Annotated in this window: 21 protein-coding genes; 11 read left to right on the forward strand and 10 right to left on the reverse strand. The window is 69.6% G+C overall.

Features of this window, described 5'->3' with window-relative positions:
* The 4 genes from VF697_RS05390 to VF697_RS05405 form a co-directional block, all read left to right on the forward strand.
* A partial coding sequence (locus VF697_RS05390) for an ATP-binding protein (RefSeq protein ID WP_331092409.1) occupies positions 1-796 on the forward strand: 796 nt, incomplete at its 5' end.
* Positions 789-1,547, forward strand: coding sequence for a hypothetical protein (locus VF697_RS05395; protein ID WP_331092410.1), 759 nt, complete (start codon positions 789-791; stop codon positions 1,545-1,547). The genes VF697_RS05390 and VF697_RS05395, both read left to right, overlap by 8 nt.
* A gap of 9 nt (positions 1,548-1,556) precedes the next feature.
* Positions 1,557-2,315, forward strand: coding sequence for a ceramidase domain-containing protein (locus VF697_RS05400; RefSeq protein WP_331092411.1), 759 nt, complete (start codon positions 1,557-1,559; stop codon positions 2,313-2,315).
* 131 nt (positions 2,316-2,446) lie between these two features.
* A complete protein-coding gene (locus VF697_RS05405) occupies positions 2,447-3,607 on the forward strand; it encodes a carboxylate--amine ligase (protein ID WP_331092412.1) in 1,161 nt (386 codons plus the stop codon).
* 31 nt (positions 3,608-3,638) lie between these two features.
* Here VF697_RS05405 and VF697_RS05410 read toward each other — a convergent pair whose 3' ends face one another.
* Positions 3,639-4,409, reverse strand: coding sequence for an alpha/beta hydrolase (locus VF697_RS05410; protein WP_331092413.1), 771 nt, complete (start codon positions 4,407-4,409; stop codon positions 3,639-3,641).
* Between the two features lie 211 nt (positions 4,410-4,620).
* On the opposite strand from VF697_RS05410, the gene VF697_RS05415 reads away from it, so the two are divergent.
* Genes VF697_RS05415 through VF697_RS05425 form a run of 3 tightly spaced genes read left to right on the forward strand, consistent with a single transcriptional unit; the run spans position 4,621 to position 8,432 of the window.
* On the forward strand, positions 4,621-6,729 hold the full coding sequence (locus VF697_RS05415) for a helix-hairpin-helix domain-containing protein (protein WP_331092414.1): 2,109 nt from the start codon (positions 4,621-4,623) through the stop codon (positions 6,727-6,729).
* 12 nt (positions 6,730-6,741) lie between these two features.
* Positions 6,742-7,944 (forward strand): hypothetical protein, encoded by a 1,203-nt coding sequence (locus VF697_RS05420; protein ID WP_331092415.1) that lies wholly within the window; start codon positions 6,742-6,744, stop codon positions 7,942-7,944.
* On the forward strand, positions 7,932-8,432 hold the full coding sequence (locus VF697_RS05425; RefSeq protein ID WP_331092416.1) for a thermonuclease family protein: 501 nt from the start codon (positions 7,932-7,934) through the stop codon (positions 8,430-8,432). Before VF697_RS05420 ends, VF697_RS05425 begins: the two co-directional genes overlap by 13 nt.
* A 9-nt stretch (positions 8,433-8,441) precedes the next feature.
* On the opposite strand, the gene VF697_RS05430 is transcribed toward VF697_RS05425, so the two are convergent.
* Genes VF697_RS05430 through VF697_RS05440 form a run of 3 tightly spaced genes read right to left on the reverse strand, consistent with a single transcriptional unit; the run spans position 8,442 to position 11,245 of the window.
* Entirely contained in the window at positions 8,442-9,248 is an 807-nt protein-coding gene (locus VF697_RS05430; protein WP_331092417.1) for a DUF481 domain-containing protein, read from the reverse strand.
* Positions 9,249-9,273: 25 nt separating this feature from the next.
* The gene (locus VF697_RS05435; protein ID WP_331092418.1) at positions 9,274-9,795 is read right to left on the reverse strand and encodes a hypothetical protein; all 522 of its coding nucleotides are present in this window, start codon (positions 9,793-9,795) and stop codon (positions 9,274-9,276) included.
* Positions 9,796-9,808: 13 nt separating this feature from the next.
* Positions 9,809-11,245, reverse strand: a complete 1,437-nt coding sequence (locus VF697_RS05440) for an H-type lectin domain-containing protein (RefSeq protein ID WP_331092419.1) — start codon at positions 11,243-11,245, stop codon at positions 9,809-9,811.
* A gap of 316 nt (positions 11,246-11,561) precedes the next feature.
* On the opposite strand from VF697_RS05440, the gene VF697_RS05445 reads away from it, so the two are divergent.
* Together VF697_RS05445 and VF697_RS05450 are read left to right on the forward strand one after the other, a co-directional pair.
* Positions 11,562-13,427: a cache domain-containing protein gene (locus VF697_RS05445; protein WP_331092420.1), complete on the forward strand. Its 1,866-nt coding sequence runs from the start codon at positions 11,562-11,564 to the stop codon at positions 13,425-13,427.
* A gap of 238 nt (positions 13,428-13,665) precedes the next feature.
* Positions 13,666-14,667: a DUF6310 domain-containing protein gene (locus tag VF697_RS05450; RefSeq protein WP_331092421.1), complete on the forward strand. Its 1,002-nt coding sequence runs from the start codon at positions 13,666-13,668 to the stop codon at positions 14,665-14,667.
* A 54-nt stretch (positions 14,668-14,721) separates the two neighbouring features.
* Here the strand turns inward: VF697_RS05450 and VF697_RS05455 are convergent, their stop codons facing one another.
* From VF697_RS05455 to VF697_RS05465, 3 genes are all read right to left on the reverse strand, one after another.
* Positions 14,722-15,363 carry a hypothetical protein gene (locus tag VF697_RS05455; protein ID WP_331092422.1) on the reverse strand — a complete coding sequence of 214 codons (642 nt, stop codon included), beginning with the start codon at positions 15,361-15,363 and terminating at the stop codon, positions 14,722-14,724.
* Positions 15,364-15,465: 102 nt separating this feature from the next.
* Entirely contained in the window at positions 15,466-18,309 is a 2,844-nt protein-coding gene (gene ppdK, locus VF697_RS05460) for a pyruvate, phosphate dikinase (RefSeq protein ID WP_331092423.1), read from the reverse strand.
* An 80-nt stretch (positions 18,310-18,389) separates the two neighbouring features.
* A complete protein-coding gene (locus VF697_RS05465) occupies positions 18,390-19,403 on the reverse strand; it encodes a kinetoplast-associated protein (protein ID WP_331092424.1) in 1,014 nt (337 codons plus the stop codon).
* Positions 19,404-19,628: 225 nt separating this feature from the next.
* Between VF697_RS05465 and VF697_RS05470 the strand changes: the two genes are divergently transcribed.
* Positions 19,629-19,850: a microviridin/marinostatin family tricyclic proteinase inhibitor gene (locus VF697_RS05470; RefSeq protein WP_331092425.1), complete on the forward strand. Its 222-nt coding sequence runs from the start codon at positions 19,629-19,631 to the stop codon at positions 19,848-19,850.
* A gap of 14 nt (positions 19,851-19,864) precedes the next feature.
* Here VF697_RS05470 and VF697_RS05475 read toward each other — a convergent pair whose 3' ends face one another.
* The 3 genes from VF697_RS05475 to VF697_RS05485 all read right to left on the reverse strand — a co-directional run bounded on the left by VF697_RS05475 (position 19,865) and on the right by VF697_RS05485 (position 22,336).
* On the reverse strand, positions 19,865-20,632 hold the full coding sequence (locus VF697_RS05475) for a type II CAAX prenyl endopeptidase Rce1 family protein (RefSeq protein WP_331092426.1): 768 nt from the start codon (positions 20,630-20,632) through the stop codon (positions 19,865-19,867).
* 186 nt (positions 20,633-20,818) lie between these two features.
* Positions 20,819-21,292: an FBP domain-containing protein gene (locus VF697_RS05480; protein ID WP_331092427.1), complete on the reverse strand. Its 474-nt coding sequence runs from the start codon at positions 21,290-21,292 to the stop codon at positions 20,819-20,821.
* Between the two features lie 9 nt (positions 21,293-21,301).
* Positions 21,302-22,336, reverse strand: a complete 1,035-nt coding sequence (locus VF697_RS05485; RefSeq protein WP_331092428.1) for an aldo/keto reductase — start codon at positions 22,334-22,336, stop codon at positions 21,302-21,304.
* A gap of 210 nt (positions 22,337-22,546) precedes the next feature.
* On the opposite strand from VF697_RS05485, the gene VF697_RS05490 reads away from it, so the two are divergent.
* A partial coding sequence (locus VF697_RS05490) for a right-handed parallel beta-helix repeat-containing protein (protein WP_331092429.1) occupies positions 22,547-24,287 on the forward strand: 1,741 nt, incomplete at its 3' end.

Consider the following 24,287-nt stretch of genomic DNA (forward strand, 5'->3'; position numbering starts at 1 on the left):
GCGCCTCGTGGAGCCTGTTGCGTCGAGCGCTCTGACGCGGGCGCGGCACCGTCTGGGGGTAGTCCTGAGCTCCACGGCCGTGCTGCGTTTGGAGCCGAGACTCCTGGCGGAGGCTGCGTACAGCGACGAGGCTGTACCCGAAATCCATCGTGACGGGAGTGGGCTCGCGGCCGTGCTTGCCTATCTCAAGCTGGAGCGTGATGAGGTCTTCGAGCAAATAGAACTCGCGCTCAAGCAGCTCGTTCCCATGGTCCGACGCATCCGCATCGAGCGCGCAGCCGTCGAGCGAACAGCGATTAGAACCATCTCGTTGGACGAGCAAAGTCACCAAGTGCCCGAGAAGCGTACGCTCTGGGGACACAAGGTCGTCCTGGACATGAGAGGGGCCAAGGGGGTTGCGGCGGATGCGGCGGGCGAGGGCACGATCATGGCACTCGGGCTGCTGACCGTCCTCATGGGACCCAAGAAGCCCCAACTCCTGCTCCTCGACGATATCGAGCTGGGGCTCCACCCCGCGGCCCAGGGCAAGCTCATCGAGATTCTACGCAAGGTGCAGGAGCGCGACCCAGAGCTGCAAATCATCGCGACGAGTCACTCGCCGTTCATCTTGAACTACCTCGACCCGAAGGAGGTCCGGATGACCTTCCTCGCGGAGAACGGCTTCGCCCGCTGCGAGAAGCTCACCGCCCACCCCGAGTTCGAGCGGTGGAAGGACCTGATGAGCCCCGGCGAGTTCTGGAGCACGGTGGGCGAGTCCTGGCTGGAGAAGGCGGGCGAGACTGCGAGCCATGAGTGAGGCCTCCTACGAGTTCGGTGTCGTCTGCGAGGCTCGTGCGGATCGCGAGACGGCCTGCGGGCTCGCCGATCGCGTGCTGCTTGAAGATGTTCCCTGGCTCGAACCCGAGACACTGGACTCCTATCGAAGGTGGAGAGGCGCAAGGCCCGAGACCGACTTCCTGAAATGGGCCTCTGTTCGCGAGGAGTGCCAGCGGGTCGGCCTCAAAGGGATCTTCGGCAAGTTCGGTGGTCAGCCCGGGCAGCCGGATGCCTACATGGCTCGGCTCGCGCTCACCCTGCTGGCTTCCTCGGAACGCCGTCCTGCTGCTGTGGTGCTGGTGCGGGACAGCGACGGAGACGCGCGGCGCCGTGAGGGCCTCGAACAGGCACGGAATGACAAGCCCTGGCCGTTCCCCGTGGTCATCGGGCTGGCCGAGCCCAAGCGTGAGTGCTGGGTGCTCGTTGGCTTCAAACCCGAGAACGCCGAAGAGGTGGCACGGGTTGAAGCGTCAGAGCAGAGGCTCTCCTTCAATCCCGTTCTCGAGGCTCACCGCCTGACTGCTCGCGAGCATGGTGCCAAGAATGACGCGAAGGTCGCCCTGGCGGAACTCACACAGGGAGACCTGGAGCGCGAGCGTGCTTGCCTGGCGGAGACGCCCCTCGTGCTTCTGGAGGGGCGTGGAGAAAACACGGGCCTCACCCAGTACCTGAAGGAAGTCCGCGCGCGGCTCGTTCCCGTGCTCAGCGGCCCTTCCGAATCCTCGAGGTAGGTTTGACGAATGACTGCCCTGGCGACTCCCGAGGCACTCTTCCAGCCCGGTTGCCCCTGGTGGGACATGCGAGCCTCCTGGGGGGCGCCGAACGTGAAGTGGTGCGAGGCCACCCTGTGCTCCTGGGTGAATGAGCCCGCCAATGCCTGGTCCAACCTCGTCTACCTCGCGGTGGGGCTGTGGTGCGCGTGGCGGTGGCACTCCACGGGCAGCCGCGCCATGGGGCGCTTCGCGTGGACGACGTCCCTCGTGGGCGTGCTCTCCTTCGTCTTCCACGCCACGAACAACTTCGCCACCCAGCTCCTGGACTTCATCGGCATGTACGTGCTGGCCTTCCTGCTGGTCGCGTTGAACCTGCGGCGCATGGGGTGGCTTCGGCCAGAACGGGTGGGGCACGTCCATGTGGGACTGACGGTGGGGTGCACCCTGGCCATACCGGTGATGCGGCACGTCAGGATTCCCTACCAGCTCGTCGTGCTGGTGGCGGTCCTCGTCATCGTGGGCACCGAGGTGTCCCTGTCCCGGCGGGCCGACCGGCGCGAGTCCTACCGGGACTTCTGGCGGGCCGTGGGGCTGATGGCCGCCGCGGCGGCGTGCTCGGTCGTGGACGTGACTCGGGTGTGGTGCGAGCCGGACAACCACTGGCTGCAAGGGCACGCGCTCTGGCACCTCCTGAGCGCGCTCGCGCTGCTGTTCGCCGCTCGGCACCATGCCGGGCTGGAGGCTCCTGGCCGGGTGCTGGGTGCTTCCCCCGTTCGCTCTCCGTGAATCCGGACGGTTGGGGACCCAAGGACCCCCACCCCGGCCTTCCCGGGGGGAGGGGGAGGGGCCGGTTTTCACCCCGAAGTCGGACGGGATATGGGCAGCGTCCCAGGTCGCGCTATGGTGCCGACCCGCCCATGAACGTCGTCTTCATCTCGCCCCACTTTCCCCCTCAGTTCTTCCACTTCGTCACCGCCCTGCGCGAGCGCGGTGTCAACGTCCTGGGCATCGGCGATACCCCCTACGACTCCCTGCGCCACGAGCTGCGCGAGTCGCTCTCCGAGTACTTCTTCACCCCCAACCTCAACGACTACGACGCCCTCCTGCGCGCCATGGGCTACTTCACCTGGCGCCACGGCCGCATCGACCGCATCGACTCGCTCAACGAGACCTGGCTCGAGGTCGAGTCCCGCCTCCGCGAGGACTTCCACGTCCCCGGCCTCCTGCCCGCCGACATCGCCCGCCTGCGCACCAAGCTGGGCATGCACGATGTCTTCAAGAAGGCCGGCGTCGCCCACCCCGATGGCATCCCCGTCAAGGACGCCGCCGGGGTGAAGGCCTTCGCCCGGAGCGTCGGCTACCCGCTCGTCCTCAAGCCCGACGTGGGCGTCGGCGCCGCTCACACCTTCAAGGTCACCACCGACGCCGAGGTCGATGCCGCCCTGAAGGCGCCCCTGCCCGGCTACATGGCCCAGGCCTTCGTGCGCGGCGCCATCGTCACCTATGACGGCCTGGTGGACCGCGAGGGCAACATCATCTTCCGCCTCAGCCACGAGTACAGCGATGGCGTCATGGAGGTGGTGCTCGAGCAGCGCGACATCTCCTTCTGGAGCCTCCAGGAGATTCCTCCCGCGCTCGATGCGCTGGGCCGCCGCGCCGTGGCCGCGCTCGGCCTGCGCGAGCGCTGGTTCCACCTCGAGTTCTTCCGCCTGTCCGATGGCAGCTACGTCGCCCTGGAGGCCAACCTGCGCCCGCCCGGTGGCTACATGACGGACATGATGAACTACGCGTGCAACATCGACGTGTACCGGCTCTGGACCCGCGTCCTCACCGGCGAGGACCTGCACGAGTTCCGCTACACGCCTCGCTACCACGTGTGCCACAGCGCCCGGCGCGCCACCCGGCGCTACCGCTACACCCACGCGGAGCTGGTGGCGAAGCTCGGCGACTCGCTCCTCATGCACCGCGAGATGCCCGCCGTCTACCACAGCGCCATGGGCAACGAGATGTACCTCACCCGCCACGACAGCCTCGCCGACATGCACAAGGCCGTGCGCCTCATCCAGACCACGGTGTGAGGGAGGGCCCGAGGGCCCTCGGCGCGCTTCGTCAGCTCAGCAACCAGCGCATGGCGAACGGGAGCCGGCGCTGCCAGTCGCGCTCGTGGTGGAGCCCGCCCGGCTCCAGCACCAGGAACAGCTCGTGGTCCGCGTACCCGAGCTGCTTGAGGTGGAAGTAGAAGTCGCGCGTGGCCTCGCCATAGGGCATGGGCACGCCGGCCGGGTTGATCCACTCGTGCTCCCCGGCGTCCAGGTAGATGCGCGACCAGCTCCGGGTGTGGGCCGTCCAGTTCTCGAAGAGCTTGTACTGGCTCCACATGACGGAGGGCGACAGCGCCCCGATGCGGCCGAACACCTCGGGGTACTTCCAGCCGAGGTAGAGCGACATCAGCCCGCCGAGTGAGGCGCCCATGATGCCCGTCCACTCGGGGCCCTGGCGCGTGCGGTAGGCGCCGTCGACGTACGGCTTGAGCGTCTCGACGATGAAGCGCGAGTAGGCGTCACCCCGGGCGCGCACGTTGCCGCGCGGCTCGTCCCAGGGCGAGTACTCCTCCAGGCGCCCGGGGCCCGAGTCCACGGCGACGATGATCCATGGCTCCCGGCCCTCGCTCACCATGTGCTCCTGGACGAGGTTGGCGCACCAGGTGTCGAACAGGGCCGACTCGTGATGGGCGAAGACGTTCTGCCCGTCGTGCATATAGAGGACGGGGAACTGGTGATGGGGGGCGTGGTCGTACCCTTCCGGCGTGTAGATGCGGACGGTACGGGAGAAGCCCTCCTGCGGGGAGGCGAAGTCTCGGATGATGTGCACGTGGCCCATGGAGGCTGGAGCGGCGGAAGACGGCCGGGCAGAACGATAATGTCCCTGGCGCTCCGGGCCAACCCTCTCGGAGATTCGATTCTTACGCCCAGAGTGTGGGCGGGCGGCGAGCCGGGTCCGCGGTCTGGATGGGGGTTCCCCGCGCGGGACACCTCGCAGGTGGGGTCCCCGAGGTGTCCTCGTTGGTCTCCTTCGTGCAGGGGCCGGCCGCGTGCGCCCTGCTTGCCTGCCTGCCCTGCTGACCCTGTGGACCCTCCTGGCCTCGCCCGGTGCGAGGGCCGAGCCGTACGAGGTGGAGCTCGCCATCTCCGATGAGGGGGACCTCCGGGCCCTGTACGAGGACGGGGTCCTCTCGGAGGAGGACTTCGCGACGCTGCTGGAGGTGCTGCGTGCCGGGGTGGACTTGCGCACGGCGAGCCGCGAGGGGCTGTACACCCTGCCGGGCCTCACCTGGGCGCAGGTGGAGGCCATCGTCGCGTACCGGACGCGGAGCGGGGGCCTGGGAGCACCCGGGGAACTCGTGGAGGCCGGGGTGCTCACCGCCGAGCAGCTCCGTCGGCTGCGGCCCTTCCTCGTCGACGAGGAGCGGGGGGCTCGGGACATCTCCGGGCGCGTGAGGCTGCTGACGGCGTACGCCGCGGCGGATGCGCTGGTGCCTCCGGTGCTGCTCCAGGCCCAGGTCGACGCGCCCCTGGGCTTTCGAGGTGGAGGTGTGGCCACGCTCACCCGGCGCCGCCTGGGCCCCGTGCGCTACGACTCGCGCCGCCGGGCGCTGACGGCCGGGCTCCCGGGCGTGGCGTTCGCGCTGCCGAAGCTCCATGTGATGTGGGCGGGAGCGCACGCCTCGGTGCTGGTGGGGACGTACCGGCTGGGCTTCGCGCAGCGGCTCACCCTCGACACCACGGGCCGCCCGGCACCGGATGGCTTCGTGCCCGACGCGGCCTTCCTCGTGCCCGGCGGACCCGAGCGCCGCTGCATGCTGTCCGGGGCGGGCGCCTGCTCGGCGGAGGAGGCCGAGGGGCGCGTCACGCCGGACTTCGGCGGGACGGAGGGCTTTCGCGGCGTGGTGGGCACCGTGCACGGGGGCGTGGAGGGACTGGCGCTGTCCCTCACCGGCTTCGGCTCGTACCAGTCGAGAGACATCTCCCAATACGAGCTGCTCGACGCGAAGACGCGCAAGGCGCCGGACGTGCTCGCCGTGCTCCCCGGGGCGCGGGTGCCGGGAGTCTCGCGCTTCGTCTCGCGCACCCTGCCGGACGTCTTCCACGAGCTGACCGCGGGGGGCCATGTCACCGTGGGGCTCTCGCCTCGCACGAGGCTGGGCCTCACGAGCTGGGGCTCCTGGCCGGTGTGGGCGGTGGAGGGCGTGGCGCTCGAGTTCCGGGAGAGCTCCCGCTATCCCGAGGGCGGGGGCTTCGGCGCGGTGGGCGTGGACGCCGCGTGGGGCGCCGGGCCGGTGGACCTCTTCTTCGAGGGGGCGCGCGGTTTCGCCGCCGGGCAGGGGGGCGGCTTCGGGGCCGTGCAGCGCACGGTGCTCGGCGACCGGGCGCGGGAGTTGGAGCTGACGCTGCGCTACTACGGGCGCGACTTCGCCAACCCCTACGGCCGCCCTGTCTCCAGCCCCGACGAGTTCGAGGGCCTGCGCGCGAGCAATGAGGTGGGGGCCCGGCTGCGCTACCTGCACCGGACGGCGCAGGAGGCGTGGCGGCTGTCGGGGGCGGTGGACGTGTGGACGCAGCCTCCCGGGGGCGAGGTGCCCGGCCTCGTCCAACTGCGGACGTCCGCCCGGGTGGACTACGTGGAGATGTCGGAGCTCCAGCCCTCGGTGTGGGTGGAGCATCGCAACAAGGACCTCGGACGCAATGGGCCCGGGCTGTGCTTCGAGGGCACCGAGGGGACGTCGCGCGGTGCGCCCCTCCCGTGTGGCGGCGAGCAGTACCGCCTCGCGGGTCGGGTGCGGCTCGAGGCCACCGAGAGCCTGGCGCTCGCCGTGCAGTACCAGCACACCCTGACGGGCAGCGATCGCCACCCCGAGGGCTTCCAGAAGGATGGGAGCGCGGTGCTGGACGTCCTCTTCCGGCCGCTGCCCACGCTGCGCCTGCACGGGCGCGCGAGCTGGCGGGACGAGGACCTCTCCGAGCGCACCCGGCTGACGCAGGGGCTGCGGACCTCGCTGGAGGTGGCCTGGGCGGCCCTTTCCGAGCTGGGGGCCCGTGCCCGGTACGAGCTCGCGCTGGACCTGAAGTCCCCGGAGGGCGCGCGCTCGCCCCCCGAGCCACCACAGCACCTCTTCCGGCTGGAGCTGGAGGGCCGCTTCTAAATGGAGTCGATCGTGGAGAGAGCCGTTCTCGATGTCTGTCGTGTCGTGGTCCTGTCGCTCGCGGGCAGCGCCTGTGGTCTGCCTTTGGGAGAGGTCGAGCCTGCCTGCGAGGGGTGGAGGGCTGGAGATGTCGTCCTCACCGAGCTGCTGCCCGACCCGGAGGGGGCGGACACCGGACAGGAGTGGATGGAGGTCCACAACCCCGGGCGCTCGGCGGTGGACCTCCAGGGGTTGCTGCTCTACGCGGCGCGGGCGGATGGCTCGCAGGAGCGGGCCTATCTCTTCGAGGCGTCCGTGCCGGTGGAGCCCAAAGGGTATGTGGTGCTCGGGGACGTGCGCTCCGAGTCGCTCCCGGCCCCCGTGAGCCATTCCTACGGTGACACCCTGGGCGCCCTGGGCAACGCGGGTGGGCTCGTGGGGCTGCGCTGTGGAGATGTCGTCGTGGACGAGGTGCGCTACTCCGGGCCGACGCGTGCGGGCGTGTCGCGCATCTACGACGGGCGGCTCGTCCCGGATGCCGTCGACAACGACGCGCTGGAGCGATGGTGTGACGCACCTCCGCCCGATGCGGGGACGCCCGATGCGGGTAGTGGCTCGCGCAGGAGTCCGGGAGCCGCGAATCCGGCCTGTGCCAGTCCCGGTGGGTCCTCCGACGCCGGCGTGGACGTGTGCAGGTCTCCGCGCACGGGCCTGCTGCGGAGCGTGTCGCCTCCACGTCCCGGGGACCTGGTCATCACGGAGTTCATGGTGGATCCGAAACTCGTCCTGGACACCGAGGGCGAGTGGGTCGAGGTGTATGCCCAGCGCGACGTGGACCTCAACGGAGTCACCCTCTCGGACGAGGGGGGGCGGGGTGTGCCGCTCGAGGGTGAGCCGTGTCGGGAGCTGAGGGCGGGCACGTATGGCGTGCTCGCGCGCGGCGACGTGCCCAAGGCCAATGGCGGAGTGTCCTCGGTGGTGGGCACCTTCGCCTTTGGCTTGAGCAACAGCAGCGGCGCCCATGCGCTCCGGTTGACCCTGAAGGACATGCTGCTCGATGAGGTGACGTGGACGCGCGCCGCGACGCCCGGGGTGTCCTGGCAGCTCGCCCCCTCGCGGAGGGACTCCCTGCGCAACGATGAGGAGACGAACTTCTGCCCGACGCCGGAGGGCGTGGGTTACAACGCGGTGGACCGGGGCACTCCCGGAGCGGAGAACCGTCCATGCGTCCCGTGAGCGGCGGGCCGGGGGTGCTCGGGGTGCTCGGGATGGGGCTGGGCGTCCTCTGGGCGTGCGGCTCGGAGTCCGCCTGTGGCCCAGGGGCCGGCGTGGTGTCGCGGGTCGTGGATGGCGACACCGTGGTGCTCCAGGGGGGCGAGCGCGTGCGCTACCTGCTCGTGGACACGCCGGAGAGCACGGGCGGCAAGCGCGAGTGCTTTGGCGCGGCGGCGCGGGACTTCAACCGCTCGCTCGTCGAGGGGCGCAACGTGCGGCTGACGTATGGCGAGGCGTGTACCGACCGCTACGGGCGGCTGCTCGCGTACGTCACCGTGGACGGCAAGGAGGTGAATGCGCAGCTCGCCGAGCAGGGGTATGCCTGCGTCCTCTATGTGCCTCCGGCGGGCGAGTCGCGGCGCTCCGAGTTCCAGGCGCTCGAGTCCTCGGCCCAGCGGGCGGGGCGGGGGATGTGGGGGCAGTGCTCCGACGTGCCGTGTGCCCGGTGAGGGGGCGTCTCAGAACTTCACGCCGATGCCGGAGCGCAACTGCGTGTCCAGCCGCGACACCGTGGCCGGCGGGGCCGAGTCGTAGGTGAGGACGAAGCCCATGCTGAAGGTGAAGCGCTTGTTGGGCTCCACCAGCAGCAGCGTCTCGTTGAGCAGCCGCACGTCCGAGAAGCGCGTCAGTCGCGGCTGCACGTACAGCGTCTCCACCAGGCTCATGTTCTCCATCAGCTTCACCCGGCCCATCACGTAGCTGCTCAGCCGCGGGTCCAACGCCTCCGCGCCCGCGTCCGGCTCGCCGTCATGGCGCAGTTGCTCGTACTCCAACATCATCGCCGCTCCCAGGACGAGCGACGCCCCCTCCGTGCTCCTCAGCATGAAGCGGGGCCCCGCTCCCACGAGTCCCCGCAGCCGCAGCCGCCGGAAGGCATCGAGCTCGTGCTGGACGAACGTCTCCCCCGTCAGCCAGTCCGTGAAGCGGTAGCGGTAGCGCAGGTGCTCAAGGAACTTGCTGACGATGAGCTCCTCGTTGGCGAAGCCGTACTCGCCTCGTACCACCCCCATCACCGTGTGCTTCTCCGTGCGCCACTGGCCCAGCACGAGGGCTCGCGTCACCAGCAGGTCCGTGCTGCCCGTGCGCCAGTCGAGGGACAGCTCCGCGCCTCCCGACACGCCCATCGGAGACGTCGCCTCGTCGAAGAGCGCCTGCACGTTGACGATCTGCGCCGCCGCCTCCGGTGACATCATCAGCACCAGGACGAGCAGCAGGCCGGCGGGTCGGCACCGCGGACGGGGTGGGAATCCAGACGCGAGGGACATGGCGCCCCCGCTCTATCACGTCGCTCTACCGAGACAGGAGGGCGTCGAGGCCGGGCGTCTCCCGCGACAGCGTGGCGAGCTGCGCCGGGGTGAGCCGGAGCGCGAGCAGCTCCTGCTTCAGGTCTCCCCGCAGCAGCTCGGGGTAGCTCGCCTCCGACTCGGACACGTCCTCGCCCTGGGCCCGCGCGCTCGTGAGGGCCTCGCGCAGGTAGAAGGCCATCAGGAAGCGGGCGAGCCGCTCCTCCCTCGTCGCTTCGAGGCCGAGCTGGTCCCCGAGCCGGCTCGCGACCCGCCGCGCCGCCCCCTCATCCAGCCGCAGGCCGCGCCGGGTGGGCGGGAGCGCCTCGGGTTGGGACAGTCCCTGTCGCGCGGGGGGGACCGGAAGGGACGTGGCGCCTTCCTGTCCCTCCGGGGTGCCCCGCCGCTCGGCGCTCGCCTCCAGCGAGGCCAGACGGGTCTCGAGACGGTAGATGTGGAGACCGAGGAGCCCTCCCACCGCGAGGAGCGCGACGGAAGCCAGCACCTGGAAGGAGCGACGTGGGTTCATGCGAGCCTCCGCCTCAGTTGCCGGCCAGGTAGTCGATCTGGAGGAACTGGCCCCAGCTCTCCCCATCATGGTTCGCGTCGCTCCGCGTGATCACGAGCTGGAAGCCCGTCTGCGTCACGTTCCGGGTGGTGGTGGTGAACATGTCGGCGCAGTTCGAGCAGGAGCTGCGGGGCGTGACGACGACCGTCGGCGGCGAGGAGAACGCCTTGGGGAACCAGAGCGAGTAGACGTAGTTGCACTTGATGACCGGGTAGCCGGTGCACTTGCTGGGAGGGTTGAGCCAGAGCGTGCCCATCTGCAGCTTCTGGAACGAGGTGCCCTCGCCCACCTGGAGGCCGCCGACACTCGCCTGCCCGGTGATCCACATGCGGGCGTTCTGCGCCACGCCGCCCTGGTTCTGGATGTAGTGGCCGCTGCCGGCCGGGACATCCGCGCCGGTGAGCGGACCGCTGGTCCAGCCCGTTCCGGTGCTCCGCAAGAAGTTGCCCGCCCAGCCCGGAGCGCTCAGCCCCGTGCCACCGTTCGCGGCCGGCAGCACGCCACCCACCTCGGAGTCCAGGACCACCGGGCCCCAGGTCGGCGTGGCGCCACCGTGCAGCACCTGGGCCGGAGCCCCCGGCGAGAGCGCGCTCCAGCTCGAGCCGTTCGAGTACAGGAGCTGTCCCGCCGTGCCCGGCGCGGGCGGCAGTCGCGCGTCGGAGCCCTCCGTCACCGTGCCCGGGCCCGTGCCGAACACCACCGAGAAGGTGGCCGGAAGCTGGCCGTCATAGCTGCCCCCCTGGAGACCGGCTCCCGCGAGCAGGGGAGAGGGGCTGGTGGGCAACCACTGGAGTCCGTCGAAGCGCAGCTCCTGTCCGGGGGTGAGCGGCGTGACGGCCACCGGCACATCCTGGATCGCGACCACCCGCGTGGCGTCCTGAGGGCCGACCACGTCACCACTCAGCTCGCCCGTGAAGCGCAGGGACTCCTCCGCGTACCGGGCCCAGGCCGCGCTGGCCACGGGCATGAACCGCTGGTCTGTGAGCCTCTCGTAGTCCGCGCCCTTGCGCAGGTAGAGCAGGATGCGAAGGTCCGGCGACGTCAGGACATTGTCCGGCCCCGGGGTGAGGTAGCGCTGCGCGAAGTCCTCCGGGATGTTGTTGCCATCGACGTAGATGAGGATCTCGCCGTCGAGGCCGCGCGTGGCGTAGAAGCGGCCGAACTCCGAGAACAGCAGCGTGCCGGAGGTCTCGTCACCGACCCTGCCGCCGCTGCGCCAGTCGAGCCGGCCCTCGAACCAACCGCTGAGGGCGCGGCAGTCGCGCACCGCCGCTGCTTCGGGCCCCAGGCGGACATTGTCCAGGGGACACTGGACGCGGATGCTGAGGGCACGGGGGTTGGACTCCGCTTGCGCGACGACGGGTAGGGAGAGCAGCGCACAGGTGGTGAGAAGCGGGAGTTTCGAGGGCATGTCGCCTCCTCAGGGGGACACCGGTCCGCGAGGGCGAACCAGCGGAGCGAAGGTGGAGAGCGCCTCCAGGCCGGGCAAGGGACCCGTCTCGAAGAAACCGGCCTGGGTTTGCAGAACATGACCCTTGAGAGAACCTACGCGCCGTCCGTCAGCGCATCGGCCATGCCTTCCAGGGCGGTGGGCTCTTCCCCCACCTCACCGCCGAGGCTCGTGGTACCCCGAGGGCCGCGGCTCTGTGCGGCTCGCCCAGTCCCCAGGCGGGCTGGCTTCTTAGGCGGAGGTGGCTTCCGAGGGTAGAATGCGGGCCCGGGTATCCATGCGTCTGTCGCGTCCCTCCTCCTGGCCTGTCGCCCTCAAGCTCTCGCTCGCCTTCCTGGCGGTCGCGTTGGTGCCCATGGGTCTGACGGCGGCCTACAACCTCCGCGAGGCCCTCGCCAGCGTGCGGCGGACGGCCCACCTCAACCTGGAGCTGTTCGCCGGCACCACCGCCGCGCGGTTGGATCAGCTCGTCACGGACACCAGCCGCTCCGTGGCCCAGCTCGCCGCCGACGCGGAGGTGGTGGACTTCCTCTCCGCCGCCGAGTCGGGTGACACCGCGCGCGCCTCCGTGCAGCGGGCCATCGAGAACGTCGTGCGCTCCAATCCCGACGTCTTCTCGGTGTTCCTGCTCGACAGCAAGGGCACCTGTGTCGCCGCGACGCACCCGGAGAACTTCGGCAAGGACTACGCTTTCCGCACCTACTACCAGGGGGCCCTCGCGCAAGGCTCCTACGTCTCGGAGCTGCTCACCGGCAGCACCACCGCCCGGCCCGGTCTCTTCTTCTCGCACGTGGTGCGCGATGCCCGGGGCCAGGCCACCGGCGTGGTCGTGCTCAAGCTCCAGGGCGAGTCACTGATGGAGATGGTGGGCTCGCTCCGCGTGGGCGCGCGTGGGCGCGGCTTCCTCATCGACGAGTACGGCGTCATCCTCAGCCACACCGAGCGTGGTCTGTTGTTCCACAGCCTCACGCCCCTGTCCCCCGAGGTGCTCCGGCTGCCCGTCTTCGACCGGCGCTTCTCCTCGGTGGGCATCGAGCGCATCCAGAGCCTCGGGCTGGACACCCTGGGGCGCGAGATGATCGGCGCGAAGGAGCCGGGCCACACGAGCTACACCGACGGCTCGCGCGGGCAGCTCATCGTGGGCTTCGCGCCCATGAAGACACGCTCCTGGACGGTGGGGGTCGAGATGCCCGACGACGAGTTCTCGGCCCCGCTGGTCTCCCTGGCGCGGCGCACCCTGCTGAGCGTGCTGGCCGTGGGGCTCGTCGTGACGGTCCTCGCCCTGCTGGTGGCCCGCGGCATCGTGCGACCGCTGCTCGCGCTCACCCGGGCCGCGCGCGTGGTGGAGCAGGGGGAGTACGGCGAGGCCCGGGTCCCCGTCCACTCCGAGGACGAGCTGGGCTCGCTCGCCCGTGCCTTCAACACCATGGCGAACGGACTCGCCGAGCGGGAGCGGGAGCGAGACATCTTCGGGCGCGTGGTGTCCCCCGAGGTGCGGGAGAAGCTGCTCGGGGGGGAGCTGCGCCTGGGGGGCGAGACGCGCCGGGTGGCGGTGGTGTTCTCGGACATCCGGGGGTTCTCCAGCCTGTCCGAGCGGATGGACCCGCAGGGCGTGGTGGCGCTCCTCAACGAGTACCTCACCGAGATGGCCGATGCCGTCCGGCCCTACCAGGGCTACATCAACAACTTCATCGGAGACGCCATCGTGCTCGTCTTCGGCGTCCCGGTGGATCAGGCGACCATCGAGCGGCGCGCGGCCCGGGCGGCGCTGGCCATGCAGGAGCGGCTCGTGGTGCTCAATGCCCGGCGTGTCGCGCGAGGGGACTTCCCCATCAAGACGGGCATCGGCATCTGCGCGGGCGAGGTGGTGGCCGGGCAGATCGGCTCGCCCGAGCGGCTGCTCTACACCGTCATTGGCGACACGGTGAACGTGGCGGCCCGGCTGGAGGCGCTCACCAAGGACTACCCCGAGCACTCCATCCTCATGAGCCGGTCCGTGGCGGACGCGCTGGGCGGCGAGCCCGGCCTGCGCGTCGAGAGCCTCGGCCCCATCCGGGTGAAGGGGCGCGCCGAGCCGGTCGACGTGTCCGCGCTGCACGCGGAGTCCTCGGGCGAGGGGAGCCCGAAGCAGCGGGTGGGCTGACTCCTGGGGCCTTCGAGGTTCTCTGGCTACGGGGTGGCTCGCCGCTCGTGTATCGGGGGCGGAGCTCGAGAAATTTCGCAAGGAGTTCGAGGCCGTCAAACCGAAGTTCTGGAAACACGAGCCCATGTTGAAGAAGCACCCGAGTCCTGCGGTGGGGGAGGGCGGCGGAACGCAGCTCGAGGCCTGGTGGAGTTCTTGGGGCTCGCCGAGGCGCGCTGCGTGGGGGGTGGTTGCGGCCGTGCTCGGGCTGCAGCTGGCGTGCGCGACGAGCTACTCCATGGGCGGCACGCTCACCGGCACCTCACGCAGCTTGCGGCGCGGGGGGCGTGCCCAGGTGGCGGCCGAGGACCTGGGCGAGGAGCTGGTGGTCGCCAACCTCCGGCGCGCGGCGAAGCTGCCCTGGACGGATGGGGGCCGGTGCGTCGTTGAGGAGGCGAGCCAGCCCTGGGCCGACCTGGTGGAGCGGTGCTTCTACGCGCTCGACCAGGAGCGGGTGCGGTTCAGGGACCCCACGGGCCGGTGCTCAGTCGCCTCCGCGGGCGCTGGGGCCGTGGGCATCGGGGTCTGTGTCCTCGCGGCGCCGGAGCTGGTGGTGGGGGCCGTGGTCGTCGTGGGCGTGGTGGTGGTGGGTTTCGCCATTTCAGAGGCGCTGGAGGCGTACGAGAAGCGGGGCCGTCCCCAGGGGCGGCCGCCGCCGACGCGGCCCGTTCCGGAGACACGTCCTGTGCCGGAGGCGCGGCCGGTGGCAGAGACGAAGCCCGTGCCTCAGCAGCCGAAGACGAAGCGGCGGCCCAAGCCGGAGCCGGCGGGGGAGGACTGGCCGCCACCGCTGCCTCCCGAGCCCACCGACAGGGAGCGCGACCCCAGCTGCGAGGCCTTTCCGGAGAAGCACCGCGGCGGTGACAGGGCCCACGACGATTGCGCCGACTGGTATCCGCCCAACCGCTGGCCGGGAAAGGACGCGGTTGTAGCCGGCAAGGCCTTCGACGCGCTGCAAGTCGGGGTGCGCGTGCTGTGGGAGATCAAGACGGACGAGTTCGGCAGGTACAACCGGTTCGTCCAAAAGAAGCAGATAGCGGACGAGCTGGTCGAATTCGAGGAAGAGAGCAGAATCGCGCGGGCCTGTGGGTATGACTTTACGGTCGGGGTTAGCACCGAGGAGCACAAGGCCGCGCTGATGCCAGCACTGGAAGAGGCGGGCCTGGCGATCAAGGTCGTGGTGACGGGGTGCAAACGCTGACGTCCCAATGTCTGGACGACGCGCATGGTGTCTGGCACGAATTGCGGCTTCAGGTCAGCCCCTGGCCGTGAGCACCAACACTCCTTCTTTCCGCGCCTCGGCTTTCCGGAGGGCGTGGGGGATGAAATCGAACACCTCCTCGGGGCGGACGCGGGTGTTGTTCCCGCCTCTCAGCCACCTCCGGGCCCGCGCGAGCATCTCCGGGGAGGGGCGTTCGAGCACGGCCTCCAGGGCTGGCAGAAGCCCGCCAACATCGCTCGGGGCTACGAAGAGGGCGCCGAAGTGGCCGGGTAGGTGTGCTGCCTTCTCTGCCCCCAAGCCGAAGTACAAGGCGGCGGGGGCTGGGACGCGGTCGGTTATCATCAGGTTGCCATTGTCCTCGTCGAGCTGGATGCCCCAGCCGTGCGCCTCCGTGCCTGTTCTGATGAAGCCCTGCCCGAACGCACTCAGCGCCTCCGGGCGGAAGAGCTCCTCGAACTCTTCGGTCCCTTCGGGGAACGTCCAGAAGCCAGGACTTGCAGGATCGGGAATAGCCTCGGGAGAAAGAGAGCTCGGGGTCTCGCGCCAGCGGTCTAGCAACTGGCGCGCGTACGGGCTCACGGGCGAGGCGGCTACTGCTGCGGCGAAGCTCGAGGCAACTTCGGAGGAGTGCTCGGGGGGGATGCAGACAGAGAGCCAGAAGAAGGTCACGCCCATGGCGAAAGCATATTCCTCCCTCAAACCACCAGCATCGGTCGTTCGGGTCGAATGTTTTCGAGAACCTTGCTCCCTTGACTCGCACCGAGCACCGTCTCGGGCTCAACTACAAGCTGAACCACCCCCATCTCCCATGACCTTTGACGAGTGGGGCGTGAGCGCGGCATGGGCCGCGGCCAGGCGCGCGACGGGCACGCGGTAGGGCGAGCAGGACACGTAGTCGAGCCCAATGCGGTGACAGAAGGCGATCGTCTTCGGGTCCCCACCGTGCTCGCCGCAGATGCCGATGTCCAGCTCTGGCCGGGTCTTACGGCCGAGCTTCACGCCCAGCTCCATGAGCGCCCCCACGCCCCGCTGGTCGAGCGTGGCGAAGGGGTTCTCCGGGAGGATGCGCTTCTCCAGGTACTCGCTGAGGAAGCCGGTCTCCGCGTCGTCGCGCGAGATGCCATAGGTCGTCTGGGTGAGGTCGTTCGTCCCGAAGGAGAAGAACGCCGCGTCCTGGGCGAGCTGGTCAGCGGTGAGCGCGGCCCGGGGAATCTCGATCATCGTCCCGAACTGGTACTCCACCTCCAAGCCCTGCTCCTCCATCACCGCCCGGGCCTCGGCCTCGAGCGTCTCCTTCTCCACGCGCAGCTCGTTGCGGTGCGCGATGAGGGGAATCATGATCTTCGGGAAGACGCGCACGCCCTCGCGGGTGCACTGGCAGGCCGCCTCGAAGATGGCCCGAACCTGCATGCGCACGAGCGCCGGCAGGTGGATGCCGAGCCTCACCCCGCGCAGGCCCAGCATGGGGTTGGTCTCGCGCATCGACTCCACCGCTTCGAGCAGGCGCCGTTTCTCCGCGAGCGTCTCCTCCCACTTCGCCGTCTCGGGGCTCCCCTTCGTGAGCTCCAGCCGTGTCTCCAATTCGGTGACGTCGTGCAGCAGGCCGTCGTGGCTGGGGAGGAACTCGTGCAGGGGCGGGTCGAGGAGGCGGAGGGTGACGGGCAGGCCGTCCATGGCCCGGAACAGCCCGAGGAAGTCCTCGCGCTGGAAGGGCAGCAGCCGCGAGAGGGCTTCGTCCCGCTCCTCCTCGCTCCGGGCCAGGATCATCCGCTGCACCAGCGGCAGGCGCTCCGTCTCGAAGAACATGTGCTCGGTGCGGCACAGCCCGAGCCCCTCCGCGCCCAGCTCCCGGGCCCGCCGTGCGTCGCGCGGGTAGTCCGCGTTCGCGTACACGCCCAGCTCGCGGAAGCCGTCGGCCCACTTCAGCAGCTTCAGCAGGTGCGGGTCCGACAGGTCCGGGATGACGGTCTCGAGCTTGCCCGCGAAGACCTCACCGGTATTGCCGTCGATGGAGACCATGTCCCCCTCGCGCAGCACGCGCCCGGCGACGGTGAGCCGCCGCTGCTCGCAGTCCACCTCCATCGCCGAGACGCCCACCACGGCGGGCTTGCCGAACTGTCGCGCCACCAGGGCGGCATGGCTGGTGCGCCCGCCCCGGCTCGTCAGGATGCCCTCGGCCGCGAGCATGCCGTGCACGTCGTCTGGCCGGGTCTCGGGCCGCACCATGATGACGGCCTTCTTCTCCTGGCGGGCCTGGCGCTCGGCGGTGTTGGCATCGAAGGCCAGCACGCCGCTGGCGGCACCGGGCGACACGTTCAGCCCCGTGGCGAGCAGGTCCCCCCGCTCCTTCGCCGCCTTCTTCTCGGCGGGAGAGAACTGCGGGTGCAGGAAGAAGTCGACCTGCTCGGGCTTCACCCGCAGGACGGCCTCCTTGCGCGAGAGGTGCCGCTCCTCGACCAGCTCCACCGCGATGCGCACCGCGGCCTGCGCCGTCCGCTTGGCGTCCCGCGTCTGCAGCACCCAGAGCTTGCCCTGCTCGATGGTGAACTCGACGTCCTGCACGTCCCGGAAGTGCCGCTCGAGCTTCTGGCAGTGCTTCTCGAGCTGGGCGTACTGCCTGGGCATCAGCTCCTTCAGGGCGGCGATGCGCAGCGTGGGGCGCGTGCCCGCGACGACGTCCTCGCCCTGGGCGTTGGAGAGGTAGTCGCCCTCGAGCTGCCGCTCGCCCGTGGACACGTTGCGCGTCGTCACCACGCCGGTGCCCGAGTCCTCTCCCCGGTTGCCGAACACCATGGTGACGATGTTGACGGCCGTCCCCAGGTCATGGGGGATGCCCGCGGCGTTGCGGTAGTCCACGGCCCGTTTGCCATTCCAGCTCCGGAAGACGGCCTCGGTGGCCAGCCGGAGCTGCTCCAGGGGCTCTTGCGGGAAGTCGCGGCCACTCCGCTCGCGCACGAGGCGCTGGAACGTCTGGGCAATCGCCTTCAAGTCCTCGGGGGGGAGCGCCGCGTCGTTCTCGGTGCCCCGGCGGTGCCGGTACTCCTCCAGCACCCGCTCGAAGGGCTCGCCGGGCAGCCCGAGCACGACGGTGCCGAACATCTGCACCAGCCGGCGGTAGGCGTCGTGGACGAAGCGCGCATCCCCCGTCTGGGCGATGAGGCCCTCGGCGACGGCGTCGTTGAGCCCGAGGTTGAGCACGGTGTCCATCATCCCGGGCATGGAGAGCTTCGCGCCGGAGCGGCAGGACACGAGCAGCGGATGGTCCGGGTCCCCGAGCGAGCGGCCGGTGCGCTTCTCCAGCTTGCGCAGGGCCACGAGCGCCTGCTCCCAGAGCCCCTCGGGGAAGCGGTTGCCCGCGGCGAGGAAGGCGTTGCAGGCCCGGGTGGTGACGATGAAGCCGGGCGGCACGGGGAGCCCGAGCAGGGTCATCTCGGCGAGGTTGGCCCCCTTGCCGCCGAGCAGCTCCTTCATGTCCCCGCGCCCCTCCTCGAAGAGGTACACCCACTTCTCCCGGGGGGCCTTCCGGGCGTGCTGCCCGCTGGGAGAGCGAAGGAGCTTGGGGTGGGTGGGACGGCGGCTCCGGGTCTTTCGGAGGGGCGTCTTCCGAGCGCGCGTGGGCATGGGGCAGAGCTCCGAGGGGTGACGGTCGCGGTCACTCCCCTCGAAGCTGGGGACGGGGCGCTCGGAGGCGCAAGCGGCGCCTACTTGCCCTTGGTGTAGTCCCGGCTGGCGATGACGCCCTGCACCTCGGCGAGCGCGCGAGCACCCGAGGCGGACTCCAGGGCCTTCTCGGCGATGGTCTGCACCTGCCGCTTGGCCTCGACCAGCTCGTTCTGGAGCGCCTGGAGCGCCTGCGCCTGCCGCGCGTTGGTCTCCTTGAGCGAGGAGATCTCCATGCTCGCCACGCGCTGGGCCGTCTCGGCGTCCTTCTGGGCCAGGGTGAGCTTCATCTCCCAGTCATGCTTCACCCGGTTGCCGGCGATGGCCGCCGCCGCGTCCGTCTCCTTCTTGAGCACGGCCGGGAAGTCCGCCACCTGCCGGCGCAGCTCCTCCAGCTCCTTCTCGCGCAGCTTCAGCGCCTCCTCGCGCGTGGCCCAGTCCTTCTCGAGCTTCTCCTTGCGGTCGCGCTCGGCGGCGCCCTGCTGGCGCAGCTGCTCGGCGAAGGCGTCCTGCTCCTTCTTGCGCTGGAGCTGGATGTCGTAGACGTACTCCTCCTCGGCCCGCTTGCGCGCCACCGCGGCGGCTTCCCGCTCGGCCGCGAGGTCCGCGGCGAACTTCGTGCGCTCCTCGGAGATCTCCTCGTGGAGCCGCTTCAGCTCGGCCTCCAGCTCCGCCTTCTTCTTGTCGTGCTCGGCCACCAGGACGTCGATGGCGCTGGCGGCGACGTCCTTGCCGTGCAGGGCCGCCAGCTCCTCGGTCTTGAGCTTGATGGCCTCATCGAGCTTCTTCAGCTCCTCGACGAGCGAGATGACCTGCTCGTTGATGCCGCCGAGCGTCTTGTTGATGGTGAGGCCGGCCTCGGTGACCTTCTTCACGGCCGACTCCGCCGACAGGCCGGACACCTCCGTCAGCACGCCGCGGGCGTGGGACTGCTGTGCCTCCTGCTCCTTGACCGAGACCACGGGCTTGTTGCGGCTCTTGCGGGCCAGCTCCTCGAAGGCGCTCTTGGTCTGCTCGGTGGAACGGCGGCGGGCGGACGAGTTGCGAGTAGCCATGACGTGATGCTCCAGGTTGGGCGTGGAACTCCGCCGCCCTCTCGGGCGGCCATGAGCAAGGTTTACCCAATGGGTCTGACATCTCCGGGGCTCCGAGGACGCCCTCGGAGGTCTGGAGAACCCGCTGGACGAGCAGGGGGCCATGCCCGCTGTCCACCTCCCGTGACATCCCGTTTCCGGGCACTCCATCCCCCTGGAGGACTGGAGTCCTCCAGGAGGCTGGCCATGAAGAAGCACGACAAGGACAAGGCACCGCGGAAGGACAACAAGCCGTTCTTCGCGCGGTTGTTGGAGGCCCAGGAGCTGGAGCAGGTGGCGGGCGGCAAGGGGAATGGTGGCCCCCAGACCCGCAAGTTCCCCTCGGACAAGGACGAGTGCGGCAGCGAGCCCGTCTTCACCACCTTGAAGTTCCCCTCGGACGGCGACGACACCGGGGGAGGGTACTGAGGCCGCGGGGGCCCTCAGCCCTGGGCGAGGAACCCGGAGAGCGCCGAGAGGGCGTCGACGAGCATGTGCGCCACGATGAGGGGCAGCAGCCTGCGCTGCCGCAGGAACAGCACCACCATCAGCCCGACGGCCGGGAGGGGGGACAGGGCCCGGTACAGCATGAACTGGGCGTCGAAGCGCAGCGGGAGCGTGACGTGCTGCACCGTCCAGAAGAACACCACGAGCGCGATGGGCACCCACGCGCGCCGTGACAGCACCTCCAGCCGGGGCAGGGCGTAGCCGTTGTACAGGAGCTGCTCGGTGAAGCCCCAGAGGACGGGCCAGACGAGGACGCTGTAGAGCGCGCCCCAGAGTGGCAGCCCCCCCATGGGAGCCGCCGGGGGTGCGCCGTAGATGAGGAACCCGATGGCGGCGCCGCCGACGCCTCCGACGAGCAGGTACACCACCAGGTAGCCGAGCCCCAGCAGCACATCGGCGCCGGGGCGGATGGGATGGGTGCGCACGAGGTCGAAGAGGCCGAGCCCCTCGCGGCGTGTCAGCCGCCAGAGCGCCACCAGACAGCCGATGTCGATGAGCGTCCCGTACACGGTGAACCAGGGCGCGGAGGCCTCCCAGGGGCTTGGATGGCCCCGGAGCGCGAACAGGCCCGCCACCAGGGCCTGCGCGAGCAACGCGAGCACCAGCCGCGCGAAGAGCATGAAGACCGGGCCCTTCCAGCCGAAGCGTCCCGCGGCCGCTCGCTCCTCCAGGGCCGGGAGCGAGTTCGGAAGAGGGGAGGGCATGGGGGCTGGGACGTTCAGGGGCTCGGGGCCGTCAGGGCGGACAGCGGCGGACGAGGGCACGACGGGCTTCTCCTTCTCCAGTTGGAGGGCACCCTATACCGGAGCGGAGCGCGTTGGCGGAGCCGGAGGCCGCTGGGCCCATGGAGTGGCGTAAGCACAGCTTCATCAACCCGTGTGTCTCGCAGCTCACGCGTCCGAGCTGAACTCGATGCCCAGCGCCTCGCTCGCGAAGCGAGCCATGCGCTCGATGAGCTGCCGGTTGTCGTCCAAGACACTCCGACCGGACAGGTTCGCCGCGGCCTCCAGCTTCTCGCCGCAGCGGAGATCCAGGCAGACATTCACACCCACCCGGCGCTTCGAATCGACATCCGTGGTGAGCAGCCCGATCTGGTCCGATGCGCCAGCGGCACGGCACCAGTCACACACCCCGGTCGCGCTGGTCTTGTCCCCCTGCTGGTCGCGGCGGAAGGCGATGCCCGTGGGCCGTTGGGCGCCCGGTGCGGTGAACACGAGGAAGACGCGAACCCCGTAGGGATCCACCCACGCGAGGTAGTCGCGGATGAAGAGGGGGACGCGGGTGCCCTTGGGCAGCTCGACGAACTTGCGATCCCTCGAGCGGAAGGCGCTCAGCAGCTCTTTCTCTGTCTCGATGCGGAACATGAGTGACACTCACGAGGTGGGAAAGGGGTTGCGCTCGACGAACTGCCGTTGATGCCAGTAGGGGTAGGCCGAGGGCAGGGCGCTGGCCGCGTCGAGCTTCGCGACCTGCTCCGGGGAGAGGCTCCAGCCGAGTGCGCCCAGGTTCTGGCGCAGCTGCTCCTCGGTGCGCGCGCCGATGATGACGTTGGCGACCGTGGGCCGCCCCAGCACCCAGTTCAGGGCGATCTGCGGCACCGTCTTGCCGGTCTCCCTGGCCACCTCCTCCAGGGCGTCCACGACCCGGTAGAGGTACTCCTCGGGCACCTGCGGGCCGAGCGAGGCCGTCACGGAGTTCTGCAGGCGGGTGTTCTCCGGCAGGGGCTGGCCGCGCCGCAGCTTGCCCGTGAGCCGACCCCATCCCAGCGGACTCCACACGACCGCGCTGACCTTCTGGTCGAGGCCCAGCGGCATCAGCTCCCACTCGTACTCGCGCCCGACGAGCGAGTAGTACGCCTGGTGCGCCACGTAGCGGGCGAGGTTGTAGCGCTCCGACACGGCCAGCGACTTCATCAGGTGCCAGCCGGAGAAGTTCGAGCAGCCGATGTAGCGGATCTTCCCGGCGCGCACGAGGTCGTCGAGCGCGTTGAGCGTCTCCTCGACGGGCGTGACGGCGTCGAAGCCATGGAGCTGGAAGAGGTCGATGAAGTCGGTGCCCAGGCGGCGCAGGCTCGCTTCACAGGACCGGACGAGGTGGTAGCGCGACGAGCCCACGTCGTTGGGGCCGGTGCCCGTGCGGAAGGTGGCCTTGGTGGAGATGATCACCCGCTCGCGGCGGCCCTTGATGGCCTGACCGAGGATCTCCTCGGCCACTCCGCCGGAGTACACGTCGGCCGAGTCGAACATGTTCATCCCGGCGTCGAGCGCGACGTCGACGAGCCGGGTGGCCTCCTTCACGTCGCTGGTTCCGAAGCCCTTGAAGAACTCGTTGGTGCCACCAAACGTCCCGGTGCCGAGGCTGAGCACCGGCACCTTGAATCCCGAACCGCCTAGTTGTCTGAATTCCATGGAATCACCCTCTACTACGCTTTGGTGGCTCCCAGCCGCCAGAGGCGGCCCGCGCCGATGTGCTGGAGCCGCTGTTTGCGTCGATGGATGTGCTTGATTCTCATCATCCACCGCGCGGCGAAAAGGTGGACCATGAATTGGCGCTGTCGAGCTGCCCGCGATTGATTGCATCATCGCCACGCATGCCGTTCATCTTTTCGGGGGGGAGTCATGAGGCTCGCCGTACTGCTGGGAATGCTGTTGGTGGCGGGAACCGCCTCAGCGGGCAACATCCAGGGACAGCTCGACAGTGATACGACGTGGACTCCCGCGGGCAATCCCCACACGCTGACAGGCGATGTGGTCGTTCCCGCGGGTGTGACGCTGACGATCCAGCCCGGCGTGGTGGTCATCGCGGCGGCGACCGACGGGGCGAGCGGAGGCACGGACAAGTACAGGGTGGAGCTCATCGTGCGCGGCACCCTGCGCGTGCTGGGTACCGGCTCCAAACCCGTCACCTTCCGGGCCGCTTCCGCGGGCGATGGCAACTGGCAAGGCGTGCGCGTGGAGGCCGGCACCAGCAGCATGCTCTCCAGCGCCATCATCCGCGACGCCCGCACGGGCCTGGAGGTCTCTGGCGCCGGTACCTCCGTCACCGTCACCGCCAGCACCCTCACCGACAACCTCTACGGCGCCCTGGTCAGCCACGACGGCACCCTCGCCGTGGACCACACCCTGGTCTCCTCCAACACCTGGTCTGGCATCGCCCTGGCCGATGGCAACGCCACGATCCTCCACAATACCTTCGTCTACAACCCGATCGGCCTCGACATCAACAACGTCTCCGGCAGCTACAACATCACCGTGCAGGACAGCATCATCGTCGGCCAGAACAGCTACAGCGGCTACAACAGCTACGGCATTCGCCGCACCAACAGCTTCTCGGACACGCTGACGCTCTCCCACAACAACGTCTGGAACAACTCCACCGCCAACTACTCCAACGTCCTCGAGGGGCCCGACAGCTTCTCCGCCAACCCCCTCTTCGTCGCCTACAACGACTTCCGGATCACCTCGGCCTCTCCTGCTCGCCACGCTGCCTCGGATGGCTCGGACCTGGGCGCCCTGCCTTTCAGCGGGGAGCCCACGCCCAACCTGCAAGGCACCCTCTACGAGGACACCACCCTCTCCGGCTACAACACCCTGTACGGCGACCTCCTCGTGCCCCCCGGCGTCACCCTCACCATCGCCCCGGGTTCCACCATCCTGGCCAACAAAGGGGATGGCATGGGTTCAGGTGCCGACCCCTCCAAGGCGGAGATCATCGTGCGCGGCACCCTGCGCGTGATGGGCACCCGCACCAGCCCCGTCACCCTCATGTACGACACGTACAGCAGTGGTGGCTCCGGCTATTGGCGCGGCGTGCGCGTGGAGGCGGGCACCCGCAGCACGCTCTCCCACGTCATCATCCGCCACGCCGACTACGCCCTGGATGTCTCCGGCTCCGGCACCTCCGCCACCCTCTCCTCCGGCGTCCTGACCGTCAACGGTACCGGCGCCTCCGCGCGCGCTGGCGGCACCCTCGTCATGGACCACACCCTGGTTCATTCCAACAGCAACGCAGGCGTCTCCATCACCAATGCGAACGCCTCCCTGCTCCACAACACCATCGCTTCCAACGGCGCCTACGGCATCAACATCACCCACAGCACCAGTGGCAACACCGTCGAGGTGCGCAACAGCATCGTCACCAACCACAGCTTTGGCATCAACCGCACCAGCGGCGCCGGCGTGGTGACGCTCTCCCACAACGACGTCTGGAACCACTCCGGCGGCAACTACTTCGGCGTCACCGAGGGGCCCAACAGCTTCTCCTCCAATCCCCTCTTCGTCTCCTCCTGGGATTACTACTATCACCTCAAGGCCAGCTCGCCCTGCCGTGGCGCGGGCGAGGGGGGCTCTGACATCGGCG

The organism is Archangium sp., assembly GCF_036388035.1.
Taxonomy (GTDB): Bacteria; Myxococcota; Myxococcia; order Myxococcales; family Myxococcaceae; genus Archangium.